Consider the following 13,067-nt stretch of genomic DNA (forward strand, 5'->3'; position numbering starts at 1 on the left):
CCGTCGTCGGGACGGGCAGGGCGGGCCAAGGCGTGCATCAGATCGCGTGGGCCTTCATGGCAGCCCTGCGCTGGGCCCAGCCGGCCAGCCGGCGCCACCTGCGGGCGACGACGAGCCGGTGGGCCAGCCGATGCTGTCGCGCGAATATCTCCGCGTCATGCATTCGGGATCTGGCTAGATTTTCTTCGAGGAGCATGGGGTTCCCCTTGGGATTGACTTCGATGAGCATCGCTTCGTCACTGGTGGATCGGTACGTGGTCACGCGGCGGCCTCCTGGTCGTTAGCCCCCCGGACAACGGTCGCGGCAGGTGCCGCGGGTACAACAGGTGCTGCGTCCTTGCGCGGGCGCCCACGGGGACGCTTGCGCGCGATCACCGCACCGCGCTCGAAGATCTCGCCGCCCCAGACCCCCCAGGGCTCGTGGCGGGCAAGCGCGCCGGCCAGGCACTCGGCGATGACGGGGCAGGTGGCGCAGAACCGCTTCGCCTCCTCCAACTCCGCCGGCGCGTCGGCGAACCAGAGGTCAGGGTTGTTGGTACGGCAAGGAAGTTCCAAGCCGGCGCCGGGCGCGGTGTCGATCAGGGAAGCGACTCCCGCTCCGGCGAACTCCGGCTCGGTGGACAACGTCCCGTTTATGGGGACGGTCGCGGTCGACATCAGGTGGACTCCTGTCAAGGGTGGCGCATGGGGTTTTGTCGTGCGAGTTGTGTTCGGCAAAACGCGTTTGAACAGCACGAAGGCCGCGGATCCGGTTACGGGTCCGCGGCCTTCGTGAGCTGGTGGCCTGACTACTGGGTCAGGTACTTCGCTCTTGCGCGGACGGCGCAACGTTCTGAGTCGGGACAACGGTCGGCGCGTACGGCGCCGGCACCTGGATCAGCTGAACTCGCTCAGCACCCCACTTGAGGGCGTGGCGATCGCGGGCAGACTTCTCCCCCGCGACATGAGTAGCGCCTGGCACGAGGACGACCCCGGTCATCAGGTAACCGGGCGTCTCGAAGCACTGAATGCTGTTCACGACCGGCCACCTCCTCGGGTGTCTCGTTCCGACTACTACTCTTGAATCCCCAGCGGGCACTCCGTGCCCGGCCTAAGCAGGTTATGACCATGCGCACGCGGCGTGCAACCGGTTTTTACAAATACCTGTCGATCGGGTGAGATTTCCGCGTTTGCCCTGGACAGAGCGCTGGGCACAACCACCCATACGGACGACACCGCGCACACCTGCCGGATCGACCCCGCTCGGCTTGCGCGGGAACCGATCAACGCCCGCCGCGCACGAGGGACAGCACGTCGTCGCCGAAGCGGTCGAGTTTGGCCGCGCCGATGCCGGAGATCGACACGAGTCCGGCGACGTCCTCGGGCCGCTGTTCGGCGATCGCGACCAGCGTCGCGTCGGTGAACACCACGTACGCGGGCACCTTCAGCTCACGCGCCCGGTCCGCCCGCCACGCCCGCAGCCGGGTCAGCAGTTCCTCGTCCAGGTCCGACGGGCACGAGGCGCAGCGGCTCAGCTTGATCGCCCGCGCGTCGACCAACGCCGACCCGCACACCCGGCACTGCGGCTTGGCCTTGCGCTGCATCGGCTCGCGCTTGGCCGTGCGCGACGCCGGGTGGTCCTCCGGCACCAAGCCGTAGAGGAACCGGCTGCGCCGCCGATAACGCCGCCCGCCCGCGGCGCGCGCCAACGCCCACGACAACCACAGGTGCACCCGAGCGCGCGTCACGCCGACGTACAGCAGCCGGCGTTCTTCCTCGATCGCCACCTCGTCGTTGTCCGCGTACTGGATCGGCAACGTGCCCTCGACCAGCCCGATCAGGAACACCGCGTCCCACTCCAGGCCCTTCGCCGCGTGCAGGGACGCGAGTGTCACGCCCTCCACGGTCGGCGGGTGCTGCGCCTCGGCCCGCTGGTCCAGTTCGGTGACGAACGTCGGCAGGTCCGCCCCGTCCACGGTGGTGACCAACTCCTCGGCCAGTTCGACCAGCGCGAGCAGCGACTCCCACTTCTCCCGCGCCGTCCCGCCGGCGGGTGGCTCGTCGGTCAGACCGATCCCGGCCAGCACCTCGCGCACCACCTTCGGCAGCTCGCCGGTCGGCTCGTGCGACGCAGCCGAACGCAGCGCGACCATCGCCTGCCGCACCTCGGTCCGCTGGAAGAACCGCTCACCGCCGCGCACCTGGTACGGCACGCCGAGTTCGGCCAACGCCTGCTCGAACACCTCGGACTGGGCGTTGACCCGGTAGAGGATGGCGATCTCGCTGGCCGACACACCCTCGTCCAGCAGCGCCTTCACCCGCTGCGCGACGGCCGCGGCCTCCAGCGACTCGTCGTCGAACTCGGTGAACGTCGGCTGAGGCCCGTCCGGGCGCTGCCCGATCAGCCGCAGCCGCGACCCGGCGGGACGGCCGCGGGCCGACTTGATCACGTCGTTGGCCAGGGTCACGACCTGCGGCGTCGACCGGTAGTCCCGTTCCAGCCGCACCACCACGGCCTCGGGGAACCGGCGCGGGAAGTCCAGCAGCGGGCGCGGCGAGGCGCCCGCGAACGAGTAGATGGTCTGGTTCGCGTCGCCGACCACGGTGAGGTCGTCGCGCGCGCCCACCCACGCGTCGAGCACGCGCTGCTGCAACGGCGTGACGTCCTGGTACTCGTCCACCACGAAGCACCGGTACCGGTCGCGGAACTCCTCGGCGACCTCGCCGTGTTCCTCCAAAGCCGCCGCGGTGTGCAGCAGGAGGTCGTCGAAGTCGAGCAGTTGCGCCTGGTTCTTCAGCTCTTCGTAGGTCCGGTAGACCTGCACGACCTGTTCGGCGGGCGCGGGCGTGTCGCGACTCGTGCGGCCGGCCGCCGCCGGGTAGTCCTCGGGCGCGATCAGCGACGCCTTGGCCCACTCGATCTCGCCCGCGAGATCGCGCAACGAATCGGACTCGGTGGACAGGCCCGCCCGGTTCGCGGCCTGCGCGATCAACCGCAGCTTGTTGCGGTCGATCAGCTGCCACTGCTCGCCGCCGACCACGCGCGGCCAGAAGTACCGCAGCTGGCGCAGTGCGGCGGCGTGGAACGTGCGGGCCTGCGCGCCGTGCACGCCGAGCGCCCGCAAGCGGGTCCGCATCTCACCCGCGGCACGGGCGGTGAACGTGACGGCGAGGACTTGACCAGCGGAGACGTGCCCGCGTTGGACCAAGTAGGCGATCCTGTGCGTGATCGTGCGGGTCTTGCCGGTGCCGGCGCCCGCGAGCACGCAGACCGGGCCGCGCGGAGCCTCCACGGCGGCACGCTGTTCCGGGTCCAGTCCCTCCAGCAGCCGGTCCATGCGCTGCATCCTCGCAGAGCACAGCGAGTACTCCCGTCATGGGGCGATACGGCGCGCCGTATCCTGGTGGGTATGGCTGGTAAGCAGGACAAGGCGGCTGCCAAGGCGGCCTCCAAGGAAGCGGCGAAGGCTCGGCGCGCGGCATCGAAGGCGAAGCGCAGCCAGATCTTCGAGGCGTTCAAGATGCAGCGCCGCGAGGACAAGGCGCTCGTGCCGTTGATGCTGGCGTGCGTGCTCGGCGCGACGGCCGCGGCGTTCCTGATCGGCCTCATCTGGGACATGCAGTGGGTGCTGCTGCCCATGGGCATCGCGGTGGGCGCGCTGCTCGCGGTCATCGTGTTCGGCCGCCGGGTGCAGCGCACCGTGTACGCGAAGGCCGACGGCCAGCCCGGCGCGGCGGCGTGGGCGCTGGACAACCTGCGCGGGAAGTGGCGGGTGACCCAGGCGGTGGCGGGCACGACGAGCGGCGACATGGTGCACCGGGTGCTCGGCCGGCCGGGCGTGGTGCTGGTCGCCGAGGGCGCGCCGCACCGGGTCAAGGGCCTGCTCGCGCAGGAGAAGAAGCGGGTGGCGCGGGTCGTCGGCGAGACGCCGATCTACGACGTCATCGTGGGCACCGAGGATGGCCAGGTGTCGCTGCGCAAGTTGCAGAGCCACCTGATGAAGCTGCCGCGCAACATCTCGACCGCCCAGGTCGACACGATCGACAACCGGCTGGCCGCGCTGGCCAGCCGTGGCGCGGCACTGCCCAAGGGCCCGATGCCCCAGGGCGCCAAGATGCGCAACGTCCAGCGCGCCATGCGCCGCCGCTGACGCCTTACGCACGCGAGGCCCCAGCGCCCGCGAGTCGTCCACTCCGGCACCGTGAACCGCATCCCGCGGCACGGTGCCGGAGTCGTTTCCGCACCATTTCCGCCGCTCAGCGCGCCTGCGGACTCAGCGGACCCGGATGACGACCGTGCCCGCGGCCTTGTCGTGCAGGCCTCTGCCGTCGGCGTCCCAGACCACGGCCGGGATGATGGGGAAGATCAACGCCGTCCGCAGCGCGGCTCGGGGGACGCCGACGATCCCCGCGCCGTCCAGCCGGGCGACCCGCAGCCCGAACAGCGCGTGACCAGGGGTGAAGCCGAAGAAGCCGACCGCGATGACGGTGATGGCGAACCAGGCCAGCAGGCTCCAGTTCTTCGGCAGGTCGGGCATGGTGAACAGCCCCGCCACCCCCGCCGAGAGCAGGAAGTCCACCAGGATGGCGATCGCCCGCCGCCCGGTCGACGCGACCGAGCCGGGTCCGGACTGGGGCAGGCCTAGGCGTTCGCCTCGCCACCGCTGCCCGGTACCGTCACCGGAGTCGGCGCCGGGCTCCAGCGCCGAACGAGGTCCAGACAGCCACGAACCGGTCCACTTGCTCACTCCACCAGAGTAAAGGCCGTGCTCAGCGGGTGAGGAGCGACGGTCGGGTTGCCCTACCTGGGCGGCCCGTTAACACTGGCGAAACATCAGGGTGATGGCCGGGCAACACCGCAGTCATAGTTTCGCCACGATGGCAGGCCGCAGCACGCAGCCGCGTACAACCACGCCCCCAGCGCAGCAGAGGAGTCGACGAGGGTGTTCAAGAATCCCGACGAGGTCCTGAAGTTCATTTCGGACGAGGGCGTCAAGTTCGTCGACGTCCGCTTCAGCGACCTGCCCGGCGTGATGCAGCACTTCACGCTCCCCGCCGCCGCGTTCGACGCCGACGCCATCGCCGAGGGCCTCGCGTTCGACGGCTCGTCGGTGCGCGGGTTCCAGTCGATCCACGAGTCGGACATGCTGCTGCTGCCCGACCTGTACACCGCGCGTCTCGACCCGTTCCGGATCGAGAAGACGCTGATCGTGAACTTCTTCGTGCACGACCCGTTCACTCGCGAGGCCTACAGCCGCGACCCGCGCAACATCGCGCGCAAGGCCGAGCAGTACATCGCCGAGTCGGGCATCGCCGACACCGCGTACTTCGGCGCCGAGGCGGAGTTCTACATCTTCGACTCGATCCGCTTCGACACGACGGCGAACGCGTCCTTCCACGAGATCGACTCGATCTCCGGCTGGTGGAACTCCGGCCGTGAGGAAGAGGGCGGCAACCGCGGCTACAAGGTCAAGTACAAGGGCGGCTACTTCCCCGTCACGCCGACCGACCACTACGCGGACCTGCGCGACAAGATGGTGCTCAACATGGAGGCCAACGGCTTCTCCGTGGAGCGCGCGCACCACGAGGTCGGCACCGCCGGTCAGTCCGAGATCAACTACAAGTTCAACACGCTGCTGCACGCCGCGGACGACTTGATGCTGTTCAAGTACATCATCAAGAACACCGCCTGGCAGGCCGGCAAGACCGTGACGTTCATGCCGAAGCCGCTGTTCGGCGACAACGGCTCGGGCATGCACACCCACCAGTCGCTGTGGAAGGACGGCCAGCCGCTGTTCCACGACGAGTCCGGCTACGCGGGCCTGTCCGACACGGCGCGCCACTACATCGGCGGCATCCTGCACCACGCGCCGTCGCTGCTGGCGTTCACCAACCCGACGGTGAACTCCTACCACCGCCTGGTGCCGGGCTACGAGGCCCCGGTCTCGCTGGTCTACTCCCAGCGCAACCGCTCGGCGTGCGTGCGCATCCCGATCACGGGCAACAACCCGAAGGCCAAGCGCATCGAGTTCCGCTGCCCCGACTCGTCGGGCAACCCGTACCTGGCCTTCTCGGCCATGGTGATGGCGGGCCTCGACGGCGTGAAGAACAAGATCGAGCCGCCGGCCCCGATCGACAAGGACCTCTACGAGCTCCCGCCCGAGGAGGCCCGCGACGTCAAGCAGGTCCCGGCGTCCCTGGACGCGGTGCTGGACAACCTCGAAGCGGACCACGAGTTCCTCCTCGAGGGCGGTGTCTTCACGCCGGACGTCATCGACACCTGGATCTCGTTCAAGCGCGAGCAGGAGATCGACCCCCTCCGCCTGCGCCCGAACCCCTACGAGTTCGCCCTGTACTACGACGTGTGATCCACGCGGGGCTTTGACCAGCAGCTCCACCGGTCGAAGCCCCACGTAGGCCGCCTCCAGGCCGTCAGTGCTGGAGAGGCCGCCCAGCTCAACGGCCGAGGGTCGGGTGACTACCACAGTCACCCGACCCTCGGCCGTTGTGTCGCTCCATCTCCTCGGCGGAGCTGCGCCTACCGTCCTCACATGAACCTGTGGACTGCCGTCATCGGTGCGGCCGGGGCGTTCCTCGGTGTGCTTGTCGCCCAGGCGTGGACCAGCAGCCGTGAGAAGCGCCAGTGGGAGCGAGAACGTCAACGTGACGCCGAACTCTGGAAGCGTGAAGATCAGTACCGCTTCACAGAGCACAAACGGGAGCTGTACTCCGACTTCCTCGGACAGGTACATGAGTGGGTACGGGAGGCCCAACAGGTCGTCATCTTCTCCCTCCCCAGCGAGCACCTGACTCCGGAGTGGCTGTATCTCCCGGTCAACAACAGGCGAAAGCAACTCGCCTTTGCCCAAGATCGACTTCAACTTGTTTCTCAGTCTGTCTGGCAGGCCACCACTCCGATTACACATAAATTGGACAGCATCAGTGTCGACCTCCACAACGGTCACCAACCAAAAGAGATGAAATGGCTATCGAGCGGATTTCACTGCGAGGAACTGATCAAAGTCATGCGCAAAGACCTTGGAGTCGTCGAGCACCACTGATGCTTCAAATTCTATGAAGCCTTACTGAACACCTTGTCCACAGCTGCTCGCGTTCGCTCGTGACTGGCGGGCATCAGGTGCGTGTAGACCCGGAGCGTGAACGCCGGGTCCGCGTGGCCCAGGTACTCCGCGAGCGCCCGGATGCTGACGCCTTCCTCCAAGAGCGACGAGGCGTAGAAGTGCCTCAGCGCGTGGAAGCCCTCGGCGCGGCCCGGCGTCTCGACCCCGGCATCCCTGAGCGCCGCTTTCCAGACGTGGTGGTTGAACGAGTGCCGATGGAGCTGCTTCGACTCACGCGTATATATAAGGAGCGGTACCGTCACGAGCTTGCCGTCAGGAGTGCCCCACGGAAGCGTGACGGGCAGCGGTTCGTACTTCTTCACGTGAGCTTTGATCGCAGCCGCCACACTCGCGGCCAACGGCACATCACGACTCTTGCCGTGCTTCGGCGCACCGAAGACCATCTTCCCGCGCACGATCTTGATCTGCCTCAGTACGTGGATGACGCCCTCCGACTCGTCCACGTCATCCGGTGAGAACCCGAACACCTCACCCTGCCGCAGGCCACACCCAGCGCCGAGGTTGATGCCGATTCGGTACCGCTCCCCCAGCGCCTCGCGAACCGTGTGGACGCGCTTCTCCTCCCACGGGATGATCTTCGGATACTCGCCCCGAGGCTTGATGACCGACTTTCCGTTGCACGGGTTCTTGCGCAGCCGCTCATCGTCGATCGCAGCGGTGAAGACTGCTGAAACGTTGGCGAAGATGCTCCGCCGGTACGTCTCGGCCAGGCCCTTCTGCTGGAGCTTCCGCTCCCACGCCTGGATCGTGGACGGCTGGATGAGCCGCAGCTCCGTGTCACCGAAGTACGGGTACACGTGCAGCTTGAGCCGGAACTCCACCCCCTCCCGCGTGGACTCGTCGAACGTCCGCGCCTCGATCCAGTGCTTCTCCGTATAGTCGCGGAACGTGATCTTGCCTGCGTCAGGGTCCAGGTACGTCCCCTTGTTCTTGTCGTTCTCCATCTCGTGCAGGAACGCGTCAGCCGTACCCTTCTGCCGGTCCGGGAACATCTTCGAGCGCTCCCGACCATCCGGACCGGGGAAGCGGACCTTGTACCGCATTCCCTTGCCGAACTGCGGAGTCTTCTCCCGCTTTCCGTCCTTGACGGTCCACCAGCGATCTTGCACGTGGCCCATGACAGACTTCTCCCCTGAGTCGAATTGCCGAAAGTTCTAGGCCGCGTCCTGGTCGAGGCCGTGAAACCACTCACGAACCTTTGCCGGGTCCCACCGCAGGTGTTTGCCGACCTTCCGCGCCGGAGGTCCGTAGTTCTTGCTGCGCCAGCCTCGAATGGTGTGCACCGGCACCCCGAGGAACGCCGAGAGATCGTCAACGCCCCACAGCGGTTCGATATCTGCCATGACTCCCCTCTCGTCAGGCCGCTACCGGTCGAGTTGCTGAAACATCCGGCCCCGGTGGTCGCAGGTGGACGAGGGCGGCTTGTGCCTGCTGGTACTCGGCCTGCCACGCCAGACGCTGGGCGATCATGTGCATGAGCAGTTCGGTTCGTGAGGGTGCGTGCGGGTCACCGGGCCGGACCGGTCCCCACTGGAGGCGGGTCCGGTCGGTGTCCGGCTTGGCGATGCCAGCGGCGGCCAGGGCTTCCCGGACGAACGCGGCCCGGTCCGACTTGTGTTCGGCGAGCGTCTTGCCCGACCACCGACGCGAGACCAGGACCCGACGACCGGGCAGGCCGAGGGTGTCTCGGCGGTGCGCCTTGCCCTTGCAGTGGCCCGGAGTCGTCTTGGACGTGACGCCCTTGGGCTGGACGCCGTAGAGCAGCCAGACCGCGCACCGCTCGGAACACGGCGTGACGGCCAGCTCTGCCGCCAATCGGTCGGCGTGGTCAGCCAGGCGTGGTGAGGCGTCCGACTCGACCACTTCGGTAATGGACTTGGTGAGGTACTTGGTCAGGTAGCCGATGTGTCGTCCGGACTCCTCCGTGCCGCCGAGGATGCCCTTGGAGTGCACCTGGCGGCCGAACTCGGCGACGTGGGCCGGTGCGTCCAGCTCAGCCACGGCATCGGCCCACGTAGACAAGGGCTGTTCGGTGTCCGGGTCCACGAATCCCTTGGTGCGCATGTCCCACACCGGCAGCCGGTCGCCGCCGTACTTGAGGTGGTCGTGGTCGGGCCACCAGACCTGGAGGTAGGTCGCGGCTGTCACCTGGCGGATGACCTTGTGCGGGATCGAGCCGCGTACGGCGAAGTGCGCGTGTGGGGTGATGCGGCGTTGCGGCTCGACCGTGCCGAAGTACTGGGCGTCGAAGCCGACGACCCGCCGCAGGTTCTGCCACCAGCGGTCGACCAGGGAGGCGAAGTGCACCGCGTCCCGAGCCGCGCGCCGGTAGTCGTAGGTGTCCGGGTCGACCGGTGACCCGTCCGACGTGACCTTGCCGTAGGTGTCCAGCGTGAGCGTGACGAACGTGGACGGCCGGTACTTGCCCGCGAACTCCCGTCCCACCGTGCGCTTGGCGACCTTGCGACGAGGCAGGTTCGGCGCGTCCTGACGCCGACGCGTGGACCGTTGCGGCGCCGCTTTTCCTGGCCGTTCGACGGCGGGGAGGTTCCCGCGGACTCCCTCCCGCTTGAGGTCGGCGTCCGTCTCCCGGATGCCTTCCCGCAGGTCCTCGATCTGGTCTTCCGCTCCCTCCAGTTGGGCACGGCGGTACTCGGCGGTCAGGTCGGCCCGGTAGGTCACCAGCCCGATCTGATCGACCGTGGGCGCGTGCCGTTCCGCGATGGGTTCGTGGTCGAGGTGCCAACCCTCGCGGCACTGCGCCATGCGTGAGCGGCGGTTGCGTTCGGCGCAGGCCGGGCACTTGGACGCCTGGGTCGAGTTGCAGCGGATGCCGACGATCCGCACTTCACCGGTGTCCAGGTCCACGACTTCCCGCAGCACCGGCCGGGTGCACACGCCGTGCTGTTCGGCTGCCGCCTTGACCACGTCGAGGCTCAGCGGCAGCCGGGCACGTTCGGCCGAGGTCATGCCCGCCACGTCCAGAGGCACGGCAGGCACCACCGGGGTGGTGTTGGTGGTCGGTTCGGTCATGCCGCAGCACCCCCAGTCACGTCGCCATCGGGTCGGGTCCGGAACTCGTGAACGGTCGCGTCGGCGAGGTAGACACCCAGCTCGACCAGATCCGCATCGGTGACGTGGAAGGCCCGGACCCGCTCCGGCTGTCCCTTGCCGTCCGTCTTCACCCACGCCACGCCGGGTGTCTGCTCGCTGATCTCGTGAGCCACAGCACCACGGGCACGGGCACCGTCACCCAGGACCATGTCCACCTGCGCCGTCTCGTCCAGCCGCAACGCCACCTTGGTCCCGAACAGGTGCCGGAACCCCACGACCTCCTTACGCGGGTCCTGCACCAGGCCCAGCACGCAGAACCCCGGTGCACGCCCCTGCGAGGTGATGGTCTGGATCGCACGAGCGGCACGGTCACGCAGGCCCTTGTCAGCCTGGTAGGCGATCAGGTCCGCCAGCTCGTCGACCACCAGCACGGTGAACGGCTCACCGTTGGACCGAGCCCACAGACGGCGGACGCCCCGGTACCGCGTAGCGCGTTCCTTGACCTCTGCCGCCAGCTCCTCCAGCAGCTCGACCGCCTCACGGCCGTTGTCGAACACCAGCCGGGCGAACGCGTCCGGGCACTGCCCCAGCTCCATACCGCCCTTGGGGTCGATGCCCACCAGGCGCACGAGACCGGCCCGCACAGCCGGGGCGAGATGCCAGATGATCGACCACAACACCGAGCCCTTGCCCGCCCCTTGGACACCGACGCCTAGAATCTGGTTGCCCTGCAAGCGAATCCGCCACGGCTTACCGGTCTCCGTGCGTCCGACCACCACCCGCTTGAGGTCCACCGCGTCCGCATCGTCAGACAGCGCCGGCACCGACAGCGACCGGGCCAACGGGTCGTTGTGGACGAAGTCGAGTTCGATCACCTTCGGCCGCAGCACCCGCACTCGGCACGACTGCGCACCGAACGAGTGGGCCAGGCCGTCACGACGCAGCTCCCACGCCTCCGGTGCCTGCGCCGGAATCATCCGCACGCGGACCCGGTCCCGCCATCCCTCAGACCGCACCCGCCGCAGCTTCGGCCGGTACTCGCGCCCACGACTGTCCTTGGCCAGCTCCGACAGCCGCATCACGGTCCGCCAACGCGGCACGTACACCGTCGCCCGCCGATACTCGGTGACCAGCCGAAACCACACGTGCCGCAGGAACGACGCCCGATCCAGACCAGCCCAGAGCGTCAGCGCCGCCGTCAGGCTCAGCAGCGACAGGACCAGCGGCGACAGCCCGAACCGCCACCAGCACCAGGCCGCCAACGCCGGCACCAACGTGACCACCGGATAGCGGATGACGACGAGCACCAGGCGCACGACGCCGACCAGCGCTAGCCACACCAGAGCCACCACGAAGGCCAACCACTTCAGCTTGCCCGGCACCAACACCCACCACGGCACCCGAGGCCGAGCACCCTCGAACGGAGCCGGATCAACCCACCGCGCCATCAGGCCACACCCCCGACCGGGAGCGACCCGAGCACCGGCACCACGATCAACACCACAACGGCGAAGATCAGCGGCAACCAACCCAGACAGGCACAGCACGCGAGCTGACCGGGCGCATACACGCCGAACCGCTTGCACCGCTGGCACTTCGAACCGTTGGACAACTTCCACCCGGACGGGACGACGGCTCGACTTGACGCACGTCCCCCACGACGAGATACCCTTGACATGACTGGAATCCCTTGTGTGTCAACAAAAATGCATGGCGAAGCCAGTCAGGTGAGTCGCAGGGAGACAGCCGGAGCCCGCCAAGACTTGGACTGTCTCCCCGCGACCCACGCCAACCGGCGAAGGATCGTTCAGTTGTCACGCGCCCACAGCGCGGTCACTACTCCTCCACAACCTCGAACAGGTCCTCGAACTGCACCGCCAACGGCGCGAACGCAACCAACGCCCCCGCGATGAACGCGGCACCCGGACGGATCTCACCGGTCAACACCCGCGACACCGTCGAGCGGTGAACACCCATCGCGGGTGCCAACACGTAGTCGGAGGACAACGCCGACCGACGCGCCGCCCGCTGGAACTCGGCCACACGCAACACCACGGTGTACCGACTGCCCCGCCCATCGGCACCGGCACGAGCACCCATCGCCAGGGGGTTGGGCCGCCCTGTCACCGGCCGCTCCCGTCATCCCCAGCCGACCCGGAAGCCAGAGCCCGCGCGATCTCCTCGCCCTTCTCCCGCTCCCGCTTGGCCCAGTACAACGCCTCGTGGTGATGCCCACGATCGATCTCCGCGACCCGCCCGTACACCTCGGCCGACCGCAGGTAGAAGTCCCGCCACTGCTCCCGAGCCGCATCCGGCGCGGGCATCACCGGCACCAACGCCGAATGCGCGTCATTGAGCGTCCGCACCGCCCGAGCAGCCGCCCACGGATCAGAACTCTTCCGCTGTGCCATCCCGCCGCCCGCCTCCTACGCCGCAGCCGCTGGCGAGTCCGGCTTGCCCGACGACCGGCGTCCCTTCGCTGCCTCCTGCGGCGACACCATCTCCTCGGCCCAGACCGTCCAGTTCACCCAGCCGTCGCGGACATACGGCGACACCCTCAACCCCGTGAACACCGCCGGCCGGAACGGCGTACCGGGCAACACCTCTGGCGGAACCGGCTGGTACTCCGACGCGATCTTCACCACCGCCCCGGTGTTCTTGCCTCGCGCCGAGGGGTCCGTGCCCTGCACCGTCCACACCGGCAGCCCCGACACCTTGTCGATCGCCGGACGAGGCGCCTTCCCTTCGTTGAACTCCTGCGCCCGCTCCACCTTCAGCACGAAGAACCCTTGCGGGAACAGCTCGTCGAAGGTGATCGGAAACCTGTGACCAGCAGGAATAGCCATCGTTGAAAACCCTTCTCGATCTTCCGGAGGGCTCCTTCGTCGGAGC

14 protein-coding genes are annotated in these 13,067 nt (G+C 68.0%); 3 read left to right on the forward strand and 11 right to left on the reverse strand.

Features of this window, described 5'->3' with window-relative positions:
* Positions 1 to 37: 37 nt before the first annotated feature.
* The 3 genes from ALI22I_RS04020 to ALI22I_RS04035 all read right to left on the reverse strand — a co-directional run bounded on the left by ALI22I_RS04020 (position 38) and on the right by ALI22I_RS04035 (position 3,326).
* The gene (locus ALI22I_RS04020) at positions 38 to 262 is read right to left on the reverse strand and encodes a hypothetical protein (protein WP_077004189.1); all 225 of its coding nucleotides are present in this window, start codon (positions 260 to 262) and stop codon (positions 38 to 40) included.
* A complete protein-coding gene (locus tag ALI22I_RS04025) occupies positions 259 to 657 on the reverse strand; it encodes a WhiB family transcriptional regulator (RefSeq protein ID WP_077004190.1) in 399 nt (132 codons plus the stop codon). Before ALI22I_RS04025 ends, ALI22I_RS04020 begins: the two co-directional genes overlap by 4 nt.
* Before the next feature lie 605 nt (positions 658 to 1,262).
* Complete coding sequence (locus ALI22I_RS04035) at positions 1,263 to 3,326, reverse strand: ATP-dependent DNA helicase UvrD2 (protein ID WP_443216888.1); 2,064 nt, start codon at positions 3,324 to 3,326, stop codon at positions 1,263 to 1,265.
* Positions 3,327 to 3,389: 63 nt separating this feature from the next.
* Between ALI22I_RS04035 and ALI22I_RS04040 the strand changes: the two genes are divergently transcribed.
* The gene (locus ALI22I_RS04040; RefSeq protein ID WP_077004193.1) at positions 3,390 to 4,130 is read left to right on the forward strand and encodes a DUF4191 domain-containing protein; all 741 of its coding nucleotides are present in this window, start codon (positions 3,390 to 3,392) and stop codon (positions 4,128 to 4,130) included.
* Between the two features lie 123 nt (positions 4,131 to 4,253).
* Here ALI22I_RS04040 and ALI22I_RS04045 read toward each other — a convergent pair whose 3' ends face one another.
* Entirely contained in the window at positions 4,254 to 4,727 is a 474-nt protein-coding gene (locus ALI22I_RS04045; RefSeq protein WP_077004194.1) for an RDD family protein, read from the reverse strand.
* Between the two features lie 195 nt (positions 4,728 to 4,922).
* Between ALI22I_RS04045 and glnA the strand changes: the two genes are divergently transcribed.
* Positions 4,923 to 6,347, forward strand: a complete 1,425-nt coding sequence (glnA, locus tag ALI22I_RS04050; protein WP_077004195.1) for a type I glutamate--ammonia ligase — start codon at positions 4,923 to 4,925, stop codon at positions 6,345 to 6,347.
* A 183-nt stretch (positions 6,348 to 6,530) separates the two neighbouring features.
* Positions 6,531 to 7,040, forward strand: a complete 510-nt coding sequence (locus tag ALI22I_RS04055) for a hypothetical protein (protein WP_077004196.1) — start codon at positions 6,531 to 6,533, stop codon at positions 7,038 to 7,040.
* 11 nt (positions 7,041 to 7,051) lie between these two features.
* Here the strand turns inward: ALI22I_RS04055 and ALI22I_RS04060 are convergent, their stop codons facing one another.
* From ALI22I_RS04060 to ALI22I_RS04090, 7 genes are all read right to left on the reverse strand, one after another.
* Positions 7,052 to 8,239, reverse strand: coding sequence for a tyrosine-type recombinase/integrase (locus ALI22I_RS04060; protein WP_077004197.1), 1,188 nt, complete (start codon positions 8,237 to 8,239; stop codon positions 7,052 to 7,054).
* 36 nt (positions 8,240 to 8,275) lie between these two features.
* Entirely contained in the window at positions 8,276 to 8,464 is a 189-nt protein-coding gene (locus tag ALI22I_RS04065; protein ID WP_077004198.1) for a helix-turn-helix transcriptional regulator, read from the reverse strand.
* A gap of 13 nt (positions 8,465 to 8,477) precedes the next feature.
* Entirely contained in the window at positions 8,478 to 10,091 is a 1,614-nt protein-coding gene (locus ALI22I_RS04070; RefSeq protein WP_077004225.1) for a replication initiator, read from the reverse strand.
* A gap of 59 nt (positions 10,092 to 10,150) precedes the next feature.
* Positions 10,151 to 11,623, reverse strand: coding sequence for an FtsK/SpoIIIE domain-containing protein (locus ALI22I_RS04075; RefSeq protein WP_077004199.1), 1,473 nt, complete (start codon positions 11,621 to 11,623; stop codon positions 10,151 to 10,153).
* Positions 11,624 to 12,011: 388 nt separating this feature from the next.
* Complete coding sequence (locus ALI22I_RS04080; RefSeq protein ID WP_238598073.1) at positions 12,012 to 12,218, reverse strand: transcriptional regulator; 207 nt, start codon at positions 12,216 to 12,218, stop codon at positions 12,012 to 12,014.
* An 80-nt stretch (positions 12,219 to 12,298) separates the two neighbouring features.
* Positions 12,299 to 12,586, reverse strand: coding sequence for an AMED_5909 family protein (locus ALI22I_RS04085; RefSeq protein WP_077004200.1), 288 nt, complete (start codon positions 12,584 to 12,586; stop codon positions 12,299 to 12,301).
* Positions 12,587 to 12,601: 15 nt separating this feature from the next.
* A complete protein-coding gene (locus ALI22I_RS04090) occupies positions 12,602 to 13,021 on the reverse strand; it encodes a hypothetical protein (RefSeq protein WP_077004201.1) in 420 nt (139 codons plus the stop codon).
* Positions 13,022 to 13,067 lie beyond the last annotated feature (46 nt).

The organism is Saccharothrix sp. ALI-22-I, assembly GCF_001984175.1.
In the GTDB taxonomy this organism is placed as follows: domain Bacteria; phylum Actinomycetota; class Actinomycetes; order Mycobacteriales; family Pseudonocardiaceae; genus Actinosynnema.